General features: G+C 68.3%; 17 protein-coding genes. 11 read left to right on the plus strand and 6 right to left on the minus strand.

The genetic code is table 11. The features are described from left to right. Positions 1 to 26: 26 nt before the first annotated feature. Positions 27 to 545 (plus strand): sterol desaturase family protein, encoded by a 519-nt coding sequence (locus tag AC1RTO_RS13485; protein WP_493161339.1) that lies wholly within the window; start codon positions 27 to 29, stop codon positions 543 to 545. 25 nt (positions 546 to 570) lie between these two features. Next, positions 571 to 906: a PilZ domain-containing protein gene (locus AC1RTO_RS13490; RefSeq protein ID WP_293876013.1), complete on the plus strand. Its 336-nt coding sequence runs from the start codon at positions 571 to 573 to the stop codon at positions 904 to 906. A 270-nt stretch (positions 907 to 1,176) separates the two neighbouring features. Here the strand turns inward: AC1RTO_RS13490 and AC1RTO_RS13495 are convergent, their stop codons facing one another. After that, complete coding sequence (locus AC1RTO_RS13495; protein WP_293876012.1) at positions 1,177 to 2,124, minus strand: ribose-phosphate pyrophosphokinase; 948 nt, start codon at positions 2,122 to 2,124, stop codon at positions 1,177 to 1,179. Positions 2,125 to 2,243: 119 nt separating this feature from the next. Here AC1RTO_RS13495 and AC1RTO_RS13500 point away from each other — a divergent pair, with 119 nt between their 5' ends. From AC1RTO_RS13500 to ribH, 7 genes are all read left to right on the plus strand, one after another. Continuing rightward, positions 2,244 to 3,572 carry a glutamate--tRNA ligase gene (locus AC1RTO_RS13500; protein WP_493161340.1) on the plus strand — a complete coding sequence of 443 codons (1,329 nt, stop codon included), beginning with the start codon at positions 2,244 to 2,246 and terminating at the stop codon, positions 3,570 to 3,572. A 367-nt stretch (positions 3,573 to 3,939) separates the two neighbouring features. Continuing rightward, positions 3,940 to 4,611, plus strand: a complete 672-nt coding sequence (locus AC1RTO_RS13505) for an energy transducer TonB (protein WP_493161341.1) — start codon at positions 3,940 to 3,942, stop codon at positions 4,609 to 4,611. Positions 4,612 to 4,683: 72 nt separating this feature from the next. Beyond that, positions 4,684 to 5,031 carry a hypothetical protein gene (locus AC1RTO_RS13510; RefSeq protein WP_493161342.1) on the plus strand — a complete coding sequence of 116 codons (348 nt, stop codon included), beginning with the start codon at positions 4,684 to 4,686 and terminating at the stop codon, positions 5,029 to 5,031. After that, positions 5,028 to 6,038, plus strand: coding sequence for a bifunctional diaminohydroxyphosphoribosylaminopyrimidine deaminase/5-amino-6-(5-phosphoribosylamino)uracil reductase RibD (ribD, locus tag AC1RTO_RS13515; RefSeq protein WP_493161601.1), 1,011 nt, complete (start codon positions 5,028 to 5,030; stop codon positions 6,036 to 6,038). Before AC1RTO_RS13510 ends, ribD begins: the two co-directional genes overlap by 4 nt. Continuing rightward, on the plus strand, positions 6,023 to 6,649 hold the full coding sequence (locus AC1RTO_RS13520) for a riboflavin synthase (protein ID WP_493161343.1): 627 nt from the start codon (positions 6,023 to 6,025) through the stop codon (positions 6,647 to 6,649). Before ribD ends, AC1RTO_RS13520 begins: the two co-directional genes overlap by 16 nt. After that, a complete protein-coding gene (ribB, locus tag AC1RTO_RS13525; RefSeq protein WP_493161344.1) occupies positions 6,642 to 7,781 on the plus strand; it encodes a 3,4-dihydroxy-2-butanone-4-phosphate synthase in 1,140 nt (379 codons plus the stop codon). The genes AC1RTO_RS13520 and ribB overlap by 8 nt, the downstream gene beginning before the upstream one ends. A gap of 1 nt (position 7,782) precedes the next feature. Continuing rightward, entirely contained in the window at positions 7,783 to 8,202 is a 420-nt protein-coding gene (ribH, locus tag AC1RTO_RS13530; RefSeq protein WP_493161345.1) for a 6,7-dimethyl-8-ribityllumazine synthase, read from the plus strand. A gap of 408 nt (positions 8,203 to 8,610) precedes the next feature. Here the strand turns inward: ribH and AC1RTO_RS13535 are convergent, their stop codons facing one another. The 5 genes from AC1RTO_RS13535 to AC1RTO_RS13555 form a co-directional block, all read right to left on the minus strand. After that, on the minus strand, positions 8,611 to 9,975 hold the full coding sequence (locus tag AC1RTO_RS13535) for an ammonium transporter (RefSeq protein WP_493161346.1): 1,365 nt from the start codon (positions 9,973 to 9,975) through the stop codon (positions 8,611 to 8,613). Between the two features lie 13 nt (positions 9,976 to 9,988). Further along, on the minus strand, positions 9,989 to 10,327 hold the full coding sequence (locus AC1RTO_RS13540; protein WP_262828981.1) for a P-II family nitrogen regulator: 339 nt from the start codon (positions 10,325 to 10,327) through the stop codon (positions 9,989 to 9,991). A 134-nt stretch (positions 10,328 to 10,461) separates the two neighbouring features. Then, positions 10,462 to 10,668, minus strand: a complete 207-nt coding sequence (locus tag AC1RTO_RS13545; RefSeq protein WP_493161347.1) for a putative signal transducing protein — start codon at positions 10,666 to 10,668, stop codon at positions 10,462 to 10,464. Positions 10,669 to 10,691: 23 nt separating this feature from the next. Beyond that, positions 10,692 to 12,122 (minus strand): metalloprotease TldD, encoded by a 1,431-nt coding sequence (gene tldD, locus AC1RTO_RS13550; RefSeq protein ID WP_493161348.1) that lies wholly within the window; start codon positions 12,120 to 12,122, stop codon positions 10,692 to 10,694. Positions 12,123 to 12,140: 18 nt separating this feature from the next. Further along, the gene (locus tag AC1RTO_RS13555; protein ID WP_493161349.1) at positions 12,141 to 12,374 is read right to left on the minus strand and encodes a zinc-finger domain-containing protein; all 234 of its coding nucleotides are present in this window, start codon (positions 12,372 to 12,374) and stop codon (positions 12,141 to 12,143) included. Between the two features lie 111 nt (positions 12,375 to 12,485). On the opposite strand from AC1RTO_RS13555, the gene AC1RTO_RS13560 reads away from it, so the two are divergent. Beyond that, positions 12,486 to 13,409, plus strand: coding sequence for an ABC transporter ATP-binding protein (locus AC1RTO_RS13560; protein WP_493161350.1), 924 nt, complete (start codon positions 12,486 to 12,488; stop codon positions 13,407 to 13,409). 24 nt (positions 13,410 to 13,433) lie between these two features. Beyond that, positions 13,434 to 15,026 (plus strand): L-aspartate oxidase, encoded by a 1,593-nt coding sequence (nadB, locus tag AC1RTO_RS13565; protein ID WP_493161351.1) that lies wholly within the window; start codon positions 13,434 to 13,436, stop codon positions 15,024 to 15,026. The last annotated feature ends 39 nt before the right edge of the window (positions 15,027 to 15,065 follow it).

Consider the following 15,065-nt stretch of genomic DNA (forward strand, 5'->3'; position numbering starts at 1 on the left):
AACGCTTCGCATTAGACGGAACACGCATGGCCTGGCCGTATGGCATCCTTCTCTTCCTCGTGACCGTGATCGGCATGGAGGGCTTCGCCTATGCCGCGCACCGTTGGGTGATGCATGGCTGGGGCTGGTTCCTGCACGCCAGCCATCACACCAAACGCCACGGCAACTGGGAGCTGAACGACCTGTATGCCGCGATCTTCGCAGTGCCGTCGTTCGTGCTGCTGCTCGGCGGGGTCCAGCTCGGCTGGTGGCCGGGCTTCGCGTGGATCGGCGCGGGAATCGCGGCTTATGGTGCAATCTACTTCGGATTCCACGACATCATCGTGCATCAGCGGATCCCGACGCGCTACCTGCCGAAATCTACCTATATGAAGCGGATCGTCCAGGCGCACCGGCTGCACCATGTCGTCGAGACGCGCGAGGGCAACGTCAGCTTCGGCTTCCTCGTCGCGCCCCGGCCCGAGGACCTCAAGGCCGAATTGAAGCGCCGCGGCCGCCAAGGGGTGCGCGCGCCGGAGCGGGAAAAGGCATTGGCAGAAAAGTAACCATTCGCGTGGCATTCGTCGCGCTATGGAACAGCCGATCTTCACGCCGCCGTACGAGCCCGTCGAGCTGAACGACGATTCGCGTCAGGCGCTCCGCAAGTCGGTGAAGATGCGCGCGCATCTGCGCGATCGCGGCCAGACCCGATTCGAGATCGAGGTGACCGACCTGTCGCTATCGGGGTTCCGTGCCGAAACCAGCTTCACGCTGTGGCCGGGGACGGTCGTGTGGCTGACGCTGCCGGGCCTTGCCGGCCTGGAAGCGGTGGTCGCGTGGCGCGACAAGTTCAAATACGGCTGCGCCTTCGCCAAACCGCTGCACCCGGCGGTGTTCGAGCATATCATCGCGCTCAGCCAGCGGTAGGTCCGGCCACGTCCGGACCGGTGCGCGCAGCGCAACCGCAAGACCGGACGGCGGGTCGGTGCGCCGAACCCGTCCGACGGCGGCTTTGCCGTCGTCGCCGATCGTCCGGACCGGCACGCTCTATCTTCATCGCTGCGTAACGATGCATGGCGGCAGCAAGACCGGGACGACGGCAAAGCCGCCGTCAGTCGGGTCGCCGGAGCGCGCCTGTTAGCCGTGCCGGGCGCTGCGCTTCGCACATCGGGGCGGACGTCGCCGCGCCTTCGCCCGTCAATCAAACAGCGACGACACCGACGTCTCGTCCGCGATCCGCTTGATCGCCTCACCGAGCAGCGGCGCGATCGGCAGGTGGCGAATGCGGCCGGACTTGCCGTCCTTGGGCCGGATCGATTCGTGGTTGCCGATCGAATCGGTGATGACCAGTTCGCGCAGCGCCGATCCCTCGACCCGCGCCACTGCGCCGCCCGACAATACGCCGTGCGTCACATAGGCGACGACGTCCTCCGCCCCCGCCTCGCGCAGCGCCGCCGCGGCGTTGCACAGCGTCCCCGCCGAATCGACGATGTCGTCGATGAGGATGCAGAAGCGGCCCTCGACGTCGCCGATGATGTTCATCACCTCCGATTCGCCGGCGCGTTCGCGGCGCTTGTCGACGATCGCGAGCGGGGCGTTGTCGAGGCGCTTCGCCAGCTGTCGCGCGCGCACGACGCCGCCGACGTCGGGGGAGACGACCATCAGGTTCTTGCCCTTGAACCGGGCGTTGATGTCCGCCGACATCACCGGCGCGGCATAGAGATTGTCGGTCGGGATATCGAAGAAGCCCTGGATCTGCCCCGCATGCAGGTCGACCGACAGCACGCGATCGGCGCCGGCGACGGTGATGAGGTTGGCGACCAGCTTGGCCGAGATCGGCGTGCGCGGTCCCGGCTTCCGGTCCTGCCGCGCATAGCCCATATACGGGATCACCGCGGTGATGCGCCGCGCCGACGAACGCTTGAGCGCATCGATGATGATGAGCATTTCCATGAGGTTGTCGTTCGCCGGAAAGCCGGTCGACTGGAGCACGAACACGTCCTCGCCGCGTACGTTCTCCTGGATCTCGACGAAGATCTCCTCATCGGCAAAGCGGCGGACCAGCGCGTCGGTCAGCGGAATCTCCAGATAGGCCGCAATCTCCCGCGCCAGCGGAAGGTTCGAATTGCCGGTGATCAGTTTCATGCGCTTGGCTCCGCCCCGTTCGGTGCTGCGCGCCTTAGAGCCACCGTCACAAAATCGAAAGCATCATCGCGCCGGGCGTACGGCTTGTCCGTCCCATCCTGACTGACTAGGCCCGCGGCATGACCGTCATCACCCGTTTCGCCCCCTCGCCCACCGGCAGCCTGCATGTCGGCAACATCCGGGCGGCGCTGCACAATTGGATGTTCGCCGCGGCCAACGGCGGCCGGTTCGTGCTGCGGATCGACGATACCGATGCGGAGCGGTCGGAGGAGCGGTTCGTCGAGGGCATTCGCGCCGATCTCGCCTGGCTGGGCCTCGAACCCGCCATGGAAGTGCGCCAGTCGGATCGGTTCGCGCTCTATCAGGACCGATTCGACGCGCTGGTCGCGGCCGGGCGGATCTATCCCGCCTATGAAACCGCGCAGGAGCTCGACCTCAGGCGCAAGATCCTGCTCGGCCGCGGCCTGCCGCCGGTCTACGATCGCGCCGCGCTGGCGCTGACCGACGCCGATCGCGCGCGGCTGGAGGCGGACGGCGTGCGCCCGCACTGGCGCTTCCGGCTCGATCACGACGCCCCCATCGCCTGGGACGATTTGATCCGCGGGCCGCAGGCGTTCGACGCGCGCACGATGAGCGATCCCGTCGTCCGCCGCGCCGACGGATCGTGGCTGTACATGCTGCCCTCCGCGATCGACGACGCCGATCTGGGCATCAGCCATGTCGTCCGTGGCGAGGATCACGTCTCCAACACCGCGCTGCAATTGCAGATGTTCGACGCGATGGGCGTCGCGCCGCCGCGGTTCGCGCACGAGGCGCTGCTGACTGGCACGGAGGGCAAATTGTCGAAGCGGCTGGGCTCGCTCGGCGTCGCGCATTTTCGCGAGGCGGGCATCGAGCCGCAGGCGGTGATCGCCCTGCTCGCGCGGATCGGCACCAGCGATCCGGTCGAGCCGATGGCCGATCCCGCCCCGCTGATCGCGGCGTTCGACTTCGCCCGCTTCGGCCGCGCGCCGGCGCGGTTCGACGAGGCGGAGCTGGCGCAGGTCAATGCGCGCATCGTCCACCAGTTGCCGCATGACGCGGTCGCCGATCGCCTGCCGGCGGGCATGGGCGCGGCGGAATGGGATGCGGTGCGCCCGAACCTCTCGCGCGTCGCCGAGGCGGCGGACTGGTGGCGGGTGATCGAAGGGCCGGTCGACGCCCCCGCGCCGGATGCCGACACGCGCGCCTATCTGGCGCAGGCGGCAGCGGTGGCGGCGGCGATCGACTGGACGACCGACCCCTGGCACGCGCTGACCGCGGCGTTGAAGGACGCGACGGCGCGCAAGGGCAAGGCGCTGTTCCTGCCGCTCCGCCAGGCGCTGACCGGCTTGGACCACGGCCCGGACATGGCGGCGCTGCTGCCGCTGATCGGCCGCGACCGCGCAGTGGCGCGACTGTCCACCTGATCAGTCCTCGCGCGCTTAGTGCAACCCGCGCCCGATCGGCATCAACCCGCATCAGGATGCGATCGTGTTCGCGCAGAGGCGCGGAGGACGCCGAGGTGTAACGCGCGCGGCTGCGGGGCGCTTCATCTCTTACGATGGGAAGGCAGGAACCGGCGATACGGCGGGCGCACACCTCTGCGTCCTCCGCGCCTCTGCGCGAACCATATTCCGCGCCTCACACCGATGACGCCGGAACCGGCATGTCGATCCGCTCCGGTTCGCACCCGGCAACGGTGCAACGTCACCCCTTGACGCCGTAACGATACAACGTACCATCCCTTTTCCCAAGGAGACGCAATCGAGTCGCACATCACGCAGGAGACGGATCATGTACGCCGACCGCCATGCCCAGCCGACCCGTTTCAACCCCGGTGGCCTGACCGCCGCCGTCGCGATCAACGCGGGGCTGATCGCCGCGCTGATGTTCGCGGGGCCGACGATCCTGCCCAACGACCCGATCCGCACGCTCGTCACCACCAATATCCCGCTCGACCCGCCGCCGCCCGAGCCCCCGAAACCGCAGCCGAAGACCGCAGAGGTCGTCGCCAGCCGCCCGACCGAGACGATCGTCGCGCCCGACCCGATCGTGCCGTCGCCGTCGACATCGGAGCTCGTCACCACGACGACGATCGTGCCGACGCCGCCGACGCCGATCGTCGGCAGCGACCCCGGCCCGCTCGTGATCGCCACGCCGACGCCCTTGCCGCCGTTGATCGGACCGCAGGTCGACCCGCGCTATGCCGGCGCCTTCCAGCCGGTCTATCCGCCCGCCGAACGCCGCGCCAACCGGGACGGCAAGGTCACCGTCCGCGTCCTTGTCGGCACCGATGGCCGGGTGAAGCAGATCGAGCGCCTCACCGCGACCAGCGACGCCTTCTGGCAGGTGACGCAGGAGCGCGCGCTGCGCTACTGGCGCTTCAAACCGGCCACCCGCGGCGACGTCCCGGTCGAGGCGTGGCGGACGATGGCGCTGACCTTCCGCATGGAGGATGCCGGCTGACGCACCCGGGGACGCAGGGGGTGAATCGCGAGGGACTGGCCTAGCCGCCCCCGGCGTCCTATCTTCGCCATCATGCAGTTCTTCAGCCGCTTTTCGCCGGTCCGCGCCTACAAGGACCTGCGTCTGTTCCTCGCCGGGCGCCAGCCGTACGAGCTCGGCTTCCTCGTGCTGGCGATGGGGGTGACCGGCTTCTTCGTCTATGCGTTCATGCGCAACGACATCCCGCCCGAACCCTATTCGCCCAACATCATCTATTTCAACAATTACCGGGCCGACCGCACCGATGCGCAGATCAAGGCGCAGCAGGAGATCGACAAGGTCGAGCAGGACCGGCGCATCGCCGCGCAAAAGGCGCGCGAGGAGAAATTGCGCGGCCAGTTCAAGCAGGTCGACGATGCGATGAGCAAGTGGGGGCTCTGACCGCCGACCACCGCTGGATGGGCGCGGCGATCGCACTCGGCGAACGATCCCGCGGACGCACCGCCCCCAATCCCAATGTCGGCTGCGTAATCGTCCGCGACGGGCGGGTGGTCGGCCGCGGCTGGACCCAGCCCGGCGGGCGCCCGCATGCCGAGGCGATGGCGCTCGCCCAGGCCGGCGAGGCCGCGCGCGGCGCGACCGTCTATACCACGCTGGAGCCCTGCGCGCATGTGTCGGCGCGCGGCCCCGCCTGCGCCGACCTGCTGGTCGCTGCGGGCGTGGGCCGGGTCGTGGTGGCGCTCGGCGACCCCGATCCGCGCACCGACCGCATCGGAATGGCGCGCCTGCGCGACGCCGGCATCGCGGTGACGCAAGGCGTACGGACCGCGGAGGCGGCGCGGAGCATGGCGGGCTTCCTCACTCGCCAGCGACTCGGGCGACCGCTGGTGACGCTGAAGCTCGCGACTTCGCTCGACGGCTGCATCGCACTCGCCGACGGCACCAGTCGCTGGATCACCGGGGCCGAAGCGCGCGCGCATGCCCATCTGGAACGCAGCCGGCACGAGGCGATCCTCGTCGGGCGGGGGACGTGGGATGTCGACGCGCCAAGACTGGACGTGCGGCTCGCGGGACTGGAAGCGCGAAGCCCGATCCGGGTCGTCCTGTCCGCCCACCCGCACCCGTCGGCCGGAACGGGCGCGCCCGATCCCGTCTGGATCACCGCCCCCGACCGGATCGCCGCCCTCCCCGCCGACCATGTCCTGATCGAGGGCGGCGCCGCGACCGCCGCCGCCTTCCTGCGCGCCGATCTGGTCGACCGCCTTTTGCTCTACCGCGCGCCGATCCTGATCGGTGGCGGCCGGCCGGCGATCCGCGACATCGGCCTCGCCGATCTCGGAACGGCACACGGCCGGTGGCGGCCGTACGATGCACGGCCGCTTGGCACCGATCGAGTCGAGGTATACGAGCGGGCCGATTCACGAGGACGATCATGTTCACCGGCATAGTCAGCGATATCGGCACCATCGAAACGGTCGAGAACCGCGGCGACACGCGCCTGCGCATCGCCACCGCCTATGACACCGACACGATCGACCTCGGCGCGTCGATCGCCTGTTCGGGCGTATGCCTGACGGTGGTCGATAAAGGCGTGGACGGCGGCCGGTCGTGGTTCGACATGCAGGTGTCGGCCGAAACCATCCGCCGCACCGCGCGCGACCAGTGGACGCAGGGGCGCCGCCTCAACCTCGAACGCGCGATGAAGCTGGGCGACGAACTCGGCGGCCATATCGTCACCGGCCATGTCGATGGCATCGCCGAGGTGCTGGCGATCACGCCCGAGGGCGAATCGCACCGCATCGCCTTCGCCGTGCCGGCCGAGCTCGCCCCGTTCATCGCGCCCAAGGGCTCGATCACGATCGATGGCGTCTCGCTGACCGTCAACGCGGTCGAGGATCACGGCCCGACCACCCGGTTCACGGTCAACCTCATCCCTCACACCCAGGCGGTCACCACCCTCGGCACTCTCGCCGAGGGACAGGCGGTGAATATCGAGATCGACGTGCTCGCCCGCTATCTGCAACGTATGGAGCATTATCGTGGCGCACAGCATGTCTAAGGGGTCCGAGCTCGGGCGCATCCGCCACGCCTTCCTGTCGTCGCCCGAAGAGATCATCGACGAGGCGCGCAACGGCCGCATGTTCATCCTGGTCGACGACGAGGATCGCGAGAACGAGGGCGACCTCGTCATCCCCGCGCAGATGGCGACGCCCGAGAAGATCAACTTCATGGCCAAGCATGGCCGCGGGCTGGTCTGCCTCGCGCTGACCCGCAAGCGCGTCGACGAACTCGGCCTGTCGCTGATGAGCCGCAACAACGGCACGCGCTACGAAACCGCCTTCACCACCTCGATCGAGGCGCGCGACGGCGTGACGACGGGCATCTCCGCCGCCGATCGCGCGCGCACCGTCGCGGTGGCGATCGATTCGTCCAAGTCGCGCGACGAGATCGTGACACCGGGCCACGTCTTCCCGCTGGTCGCGCGCGACGGCGGCGTGCTGGTGCGCACCGGCCATACCGAGGCGGCGGTGGACGTGTCGCGGCTCGCCGGGCTCAATCCCTCGGGCGTGATCTGCGAGATCATGAACGAGGACGGGACGATGGCCCGGCTCGACGACCTCGTCACCTTCGCGCAGTTCCACAATCTCAAGATCGGCACGATCCGCGACCTGATCGCCTATCGCCGCCGCTACGACCATCTCGTCGAGAAGCGGGCCGAGGCGCGCTTCGTCAGCGACTGGGGCGGCGAATGGACCGCGCTGACCTATTGGAACAAGGCGACCGGGACCGAGCAGATCGCGCTGGTCAAGGGCAAGGTCGACCCGAGCAAGCCGACGCTGGTCCGCATGCACGCGCTGTCGCCCTTCGCCGACATCTTCGGCGAGGGCGGCGATCGCGCCGGCCTGCTGCGCCGGTCGATGGAGATCATCGCGGCGGAGGGCGCCGGCGTGATCGTCGTCATCAACCGCCCGCGCGTCGACCAGTTCACCGTCGCGCTGCAGGCGAAGGCGGGCACGCTGCCGAAGGAGGATATGGAGGAATTGCGCGACTATGGCGTCGGCGCGATGATCCTGACCGAGCTCGGCGTCGAGGAAATGGTGTTGCTCACCAACACCCACCACACGCTCGTCGGCCTCGACGGCTACGGCCTGTCGATCGTCGGCGAACGCGCAATCGAGACGGAGGGCTGACATGGCGCACCTGCTGATCGTCGAAGCGCGCTTCTACGACCATCTCAACGACATGCTCGTCGCCGGTGCCCGCGCCGCGATCGAGGCGGCGGGCCATAGCCACGATACGGTGACGGTGCCGGGCGCGCTCGAGGTGCCGGGCGCGATCGCGCTGGCCGCGGACAGCGACCGCTACGACGCCTTCGTCGCGCTGGGCGTGGTGATCCGCGGCGAGACCTATCATTTCGAGATCGTCTCGAACGAAAGCGCGCGCGGGATCATGGCGCTGACGCTGGACGGCCTGGCGATCGGCAACGGCATTCTAACCACCGAGAACGAGGCGCAGGCGATCGTGCGCGCCGACCCGGCGCAGCTCGACAAGGGCGGCGGCGCGGCACAGGCGGCGCTGGCGATGCTGGCACTGCGCGAACGGCTGGGCTGACAACCTCCCGCACGTCGGGAGTCGTGCGCGCAGCGTATCAAACGCGTTCGCGCAGAAGCGCGGAGAACGCAGAGGGGAGCACCAGTTGCTCCGCCTCGTACATCTTGCGCGTCTGTACCGGGGCGATCGGTTCCGCGGCGTACCATCGCTGCGCTCTCCGCGCCTCTGCGCGCAGAACCGGTTCACGCGAAGCCGCGGGTGGCGTCGCTGCGCCGCCCGCCAGCTCGCCCCCCACCGCTGCGATAAAGGCAGGCCATGCCTGTCCGGGACACGAGAGCGTCGCGTCTTCGCGCCTTGGTGTGAACCCGACAAAAAAGACCCGGTACGTCGCCGTACCGGGTCAAGGTCGTCCGCAGGAGGAACGTCGTGGGGGGCGGGGGTCTGCTGCCCCCGCGCCCGATCGGTGGATCAGTTGTAGGCGCGCTCGCCGTGCTCGCCGAGATCGAGGCCTTCCTGCTCGACTTCGGGAGCGACCCGCAGGCCGGTGAGCGCCTTGGCGATCAGGATCGCGATGACGGTGCCGATCGTCGCCCAGATGGTGGTGACGACCACCGCCTCGACCTGAACGAGCAGCTTGGCGCCCATCGCATAGTCCGCCGCGCCCGGCCCGCCGAGGGACGGGGCGTAGACGATGCCGGTGCCGATCGCGCCGACCATACCGCCGATGCCGTGGACACCGAAGGCGTCGAGCGCGTCGTCATAGCCGAGCTTCGGCTTGAGCACCGACACCGCGAAGAAGCAGACCAGCGAGGCAACCGCACCCAGCACGATCGCGCCGAACGGACCCGAGTTGCCGGCGGCCGGGGTCACCGCGACCAGACCGGCGACGATGCCCGAACAGAAGCCCAATGCCGATCCCTTGTGACCGCGCAGGCGCTCGGCCAGCATCCAGAACAGCGCGCCCGATGCGGTGGCGACGAAGGTGTTGATCATCGCCAGGCCCGCCGAGCCATTGGCCTCCAGCGCGGAACCGGCGTTGAAGCCGAACCAGCCCACCCACAGCAGGCCGGTGCCGACCGCGGTCAGCGTCAGCGAATGCGGGGGCATCGGCGTCGTCGGATAGCCCATGCGCTTGCCGAGCATGATGCTGGCGACCAGCGCCGAGACGCCGGCGTTGATGTGCACGACGGTGCCGCCGGCGAAATCGAGCGCACCCGCCTTGAAGAAGAAGCCCGACGACGCCCAGACCATGTGCGCGATCGGGAAATAGACGATCGTCAGCCACACCGCGGCGAAGGCCATGACGGCGGAGAATTTCATCCGCTCGACCACCGACCCCAGCACCAGCGCGACGGTGATCGCCGCGAAGGTCATCTGGAAGCAGATGAAGACATATTCGGGAATCTCGACCCCGGCGGTGAAGGTCGCCGCCTGCGATGCCGGCGTCACGCCCTTCAGGAACGCCTTGTCGAGGCTGCCGATGACGTTGGAGAAACCGCTGGTGAGGTCCGGCCCGAAGGCGAGGCTATAGCCGTACATCACCCACAGCAGCATCGCGAGGCACGCGACCGCGCCGATCTGCGTCATCGTCGACAGCATGTTCTTCGAGCGGGTGAGACCGCCGTAGAACAATGCCAGGCCCGGCAGGATCATCATCATGACGAGGACGGTGGAGGTCATCATCCAGGCGGTGTCGCCCTTGTTGACCGTGGCGGCGACAGGAGCCGCGGCGGGCGGCGCCTGCAGTGCGGCGTCCTGCGCCCAGGCGGGCATGGCGGCGAACGCCAGGGCGCCCAGCCCCGCGGCGCCCGCGATCTTCAAAGCGTGCTTCATCCCTATTCCCCCCTCAGAGCGCCGAATCGTCGGTTTCGCCGGTGCGGATCCGCACCGCCTGACCGACGTCGAGCACGAAGATCTTGCCATCGCCGATCGCGCCGGTGTTCGCCGACGCCTGGACCGCCTCGACCACCCGGTCGGCGAGGTCGGCGGCGCAGACCACCTCGATCTTGATCTTGGGCACCATGTTGGTGCTGTATTCAGCGCCGCGATAGATTTCGGTCTGGCCCTTCTGCCGGCCGAACCCCTTGACCTCGGTAACCGTCATCCCCGCCACGCCCAACGTGGTGAGCGCTTCCCTCACCTCGTCCAGTTTGAACGGCTTGATGATCGCAATGACCAGCTTCATCCCTGCCCCCTCGATTGTACGAGGGAGCCCTTCGCAACGATCATGCCAGTCGTGAAACGACGCGGCCCGGCGGGCGGCAGCGGCGGCGGGCTACGGATTAACGATAGAATAATGGGCAGCCGCGCACGGCTGCCTCAAATTTCAGCAGCGGCGACGATCGCCTGTGCGACGGGCAGGTCGTCCTCGTCCACCATCACGCGGACCGGGATCAGCAGGTAACTGCCATCGGCGATGCTCGATCCGCCATCGAAGGCGATCGCGTCCAGCCCTTCGGCATCGAGCCGCCCGACGATGATGTTGGCGAGGTTGCGATCGTAGCGACCGAGTTCGACAAGGCTCATGAGGAATGCTTCCGTCGACGCGTTCAGGCCGTCGCCGTCCCGCCCACCGTCAGACCATCCACCAGCAACGTCGGCTGACCGACGCCGGCCGGCACGCTCTGCCCGCCCTTGCCGCAGACACCGATGCCCTCGTCCAGCGCGAAATCGTTGCCGATGCCGGTCACCTTGGTGAGCACCGTCGGGCCGTCGCCGATCAGCGTCGCGCCCTTGATCGGCGCGCCGATGCGACCGTCCTCGATCAGATAGGCCTCGGTGCAGGAAAACACGAACTTGCCCGACACGATATCGACCTGCCCGCCGCCGAAGCTCTTGGCGAAGATACCGCGCTTCACGCGGGCGAGCAGCTCGGCGGGATCGTCCTTGCCGCCCTTCATGAAGGTGTTGGTCATCCGCGGCATCGGGGCATGCGCGAAGCTTTCGCGGCGACCGTTGCCGGTCGGCGCGACACCCATCAGCCGCGCGTTGAGCCGGTCCTGCATGTAGCCCTTGAGGATACCGTCCTCGATCAGCACCGTTTCGCCCGTCGGCGTGCCCTCGTCGTCGATCGACAGCGAGCCGCGGCGATCCTGGATCGAGCCGTCATCGACCACCGTCACCCCCGGCGCCGCCACGCGCTCGCCGATCCGCCCGGAAAAGGCGCTGGTGCCCTTGCGGTTGAAGTCGCCTTCCAGCCCGTGGCCGATCGCCTCGTGCAGCACGATCCCCGGCCAGCCCGGCCCGAGCAGCACGGTCATCTCGCCCGCCGGCGCCGCGACCGAATCGAGATTGACCAACGCATGGGCCAGCGCCTCGTCGATCCCGCGGTTCCACACCGCGGCATCGAACAGCCGGTCGTAGAGATAGCGCCCGCCGATCCCGAACGTCCCCGTCTCGCGCCGGCCGTTCTGCTCGACGACGATCTGGATGTTGAGCCGCACGAGCGGCCGCACGTCGGTGGCGACGAAGCCGTCCGGCCGCACCACCTCGACCACGCTCCACGTCCCGCTCAGCCCCACCGACACCTGCGCGACACGCGGATCGCGCGCGCGCGCCGCGGCATCGATCGTCTGGCACAGATTCACCTTGTCGGCGAACGGCACCAAGTCGAGCGGATCGGCGTCGGTATAGAGGTGCCGGTTGTTGCCCTGCGGCGGGGCGGCCCGGGCGCTGGTCGTCGGATCGATCAGCGCCATCGTCTCGCCCGCGCGCCGGATCGCCGCTTCCGACAGTTCGTTGGCATGGGCGAAGGCGGTCATTTCGCCCGACACCGCGCGCAGGCCGAAGCCGGCGTTGGTGTCGTAGCTCGCCGTCTTCAGCCGCCCGTCGTCGAACCCGAACGCCTCGGCCCGGCGGTACTGGAGGTAGAGTTCGCCGTCATCCGCGCGGCCGAGCGCATCGGCGGTCAGGCGCAGCGCCGCCTCGGGCGAAAGCTGGTCGCGGTACAGGAACGAGCGGGGGTCGGCAGCGGATGTCATGCCGCCAATATAGGCGCGTTAAACGCTCGCGCCATCCGGATGATCGGGCAGCGTCGATTGATCGACGCCATCCGCCGGCCCGCCGATCAGCACGAAGCGACGGTCGCAATAGCCGCAGTCGACATAGCCTTCCTCGTCGATCTGCAGGAACACCCGCGGATGGCCGAGCGCGGCGCCGCCGGGAATGTCGGTGGCGCCGTCGCAGGCGACGCGACGCTGGGATACGCGGACGGTTTCGGGCGGCGGGATCATGCGGCTGCGGATAGCAAGGCCCGGCACGCGCTTCAATCCTCCCCGGTGCAGGCACAATCCGGGGGGAGGATTGTGTTGCACCCCGGAAAGATCGGCGTATTCCCGCGAACCATGACCGAGGCCGCGATCCGCATCCAGAACCTCTGCAAGACCTATCAGGGCGGCAAGCGCGCGCTCGACGGGGTCAGTTTCGACGTGCCGCGCGGCCAGATCTTCGGCCTGCTCGGCCCGAACGGCGCGGGCAAGTCGACGCTCATCAACATCCTCGCCGGACTGGTCAACAAGACCGAGGGGCAGGCCGAGATCTGGGGCTTCGACATCGACGCGCATCCGCGCAACGCCAAGGCGTCGATCGGCATCGTCAATCAGGAAATCCTGTTCGATCCCTTCTTCACCCCGATCGAGACGCTCAACATCCAGGCCGGCCTGTACGGCGTGCCAAAGGCCGAACGCCGCAGCCTCGAACTGCTGCGTGCAGTGCATCTGGAGGACAAGGCCAACGCCTATGCCCGCACCCTGTCGGGCGGCATGAAGCGGCGGCTGATGGTGGCCAAGGCGATGGTCCATTCCCCGCCCGTGCTGGTGCTCGACGAACCGACCGCGGGCGTCGACATCGAATTGCGCCAGCAGCTCTGGGCCTATGTCCGCGACCTGAACCGCGCAGGCGTCACGGTGGTGCTCACCACGCATTACCTCGAAGAGGCCGAGGAATTGTGCGACCGGATCGCGATCATCAACCACGGCCGGCTGATCGCCAACGAACCGACCCGCGAGTTGGTCGGCAAGGCGCAGGAAAAGGTCGTCGCGGTCACCGTCGATCGCGACGTCGCGACGCTGCCCAGCAACGCCTGTTTCGGCAAGATCGTGCTGAAGGGCGCACGCACGCTGGAAATCACCTACGCCAAAGATCGCGTCAATGCGGGCGAGGTGCTGGCGGCGGTGCAGCATGACGGCTTCGGGATCGTCGACGTGACGACGAAGGAGCCCGATCTGGAAGACGTGTTCCTCAGCCTGACCCGTGCGTCCAATGTCTGACGCCTTCCGGACGGGAGGGCGCCGATGAGCAACACCGACGTCCTCATCGTCGGATCGGGCGCGGCCGGCCTTACCGCGGCGCTCAACCTCGCCGACCGTTTCCGCGTCACCGTCCTCGCCAAGGGCGCGCTCAACGAAGGGTCGACCGCCTGGGCGCAGGGCGGGATCGCCGCCGTCCTCGAACCGGGCGACACGTTCGACAACCATGTCGAGGATACGATGGTCGCGGGCGCGGGCCTCAACGACCGCGACATCGTCGAATTCGTCGTCGAGAACGCCCCCGCCGCGATCGAGCGGCTGACGCAGCTCGGCGTCCCCTTCGCCACCGAGGGTGCCGACGGCAAGGGAGCGCTCCATCTCACCCGCGAGGGCGGCCATTCGCACCGCCGCATCGTCCACGTCGCCGACGCCACCGGCTGGGCCGTGCAGGAGGCGCTGCAACGCGCCGCGGAGGCGCATCCCAACATCACTTTGGTCCCCGATCAGGTCGCGATCGACCTCGCCACCAGCCGCCACGAGCAGCGCTATTCGGGCGCAGGCAACGTCTGGGGCGTCTATGCGGTCGACCGCAACACCGGGCGCGTCAACCTCTACACCGCCCGGGCCACCGTCCTCGCCACCGGCGGCGCGGGACGCACCTACCTCTTCTCCACCGCCCCGCGCGGCGCGACCGGCGACGGCATCGCGATGGCGTGGCGGGCGGGTGCGCGCGTCTCCAACATGGAGATGATGCAGTTCCACCCGACCTGCCTCTACAATCTTGAGGTCAAGAACTTCCTCATCACCGAGGCGGTGCGCGGCGAAGGCGGACGGCTCGTCAACCCGACCACCGGCAAGCGCTTCATGTCCTATTACGATGCCGAACGGATGGAGCTGGCGCCGCGCGACGTGGTGGCGCGCGCGATCGATGCCGAGATCAAGCGCTACGGTCTCGATTACGTCCACCTCGACATCAGCCACATGCCCGCCGACTTCGTGAAGGGCCATTTCCCCAACATCCACGAAAAGCTGCTCGGCCTCGGCATCGACATGACGACGCAGCCGATCCCGGTCGTGCCGGCGCAGCATTATACCTGCGGCGGCGTGGTCATCGACCGCGACGGCCGCACCGACCTGCCCGGCCTCTATGCCGCCGGCGAATGTACCGAAAGCGGGCTGCACGGCGCCAATCGGCTCGCCTCCAACTCGCTGCTCGAATGCTTCGTCTTCGGCGAGGCGTGCGCGGATCACATTGCGGCGCATTGGGACACGCTGCCGCCGGTGCCGGTCATCCGCCCATGGGACGAAAGCCGCGTCACCGATTCGGACGAAGAGGTCGTCATCAAGCAGAACTGGACCGAGATTCGCCGCTTCATGTGGAATTACGTCGGGATCGTCCGCACCACCAAGCGGCTGGAGCGCGCGCAGCACCGTATCCAGATGCTGACCGGCGAAGTGGCGGACTATTACGGCCATTTCCGCGTCACGCCCGACCTGATCGAGCTGCGCAACCTGCTCCAGACCGCCGAACTTATCGTGCGGTCCGCGCTGCACCGGCACGAGAGCCGCGGGCTGCACTATACGCTGGATTACCCGGAGACGCTGGCCGGCGCGGTCGATACCGTGCTGGTGCCCTGACCGCATTGCACCCGGCGGCGACGGGCCGCCGGGTGCGCG

The organism is Sphingomonas sp. GW821-FHT10F09, from assembly GCF_058809195.1.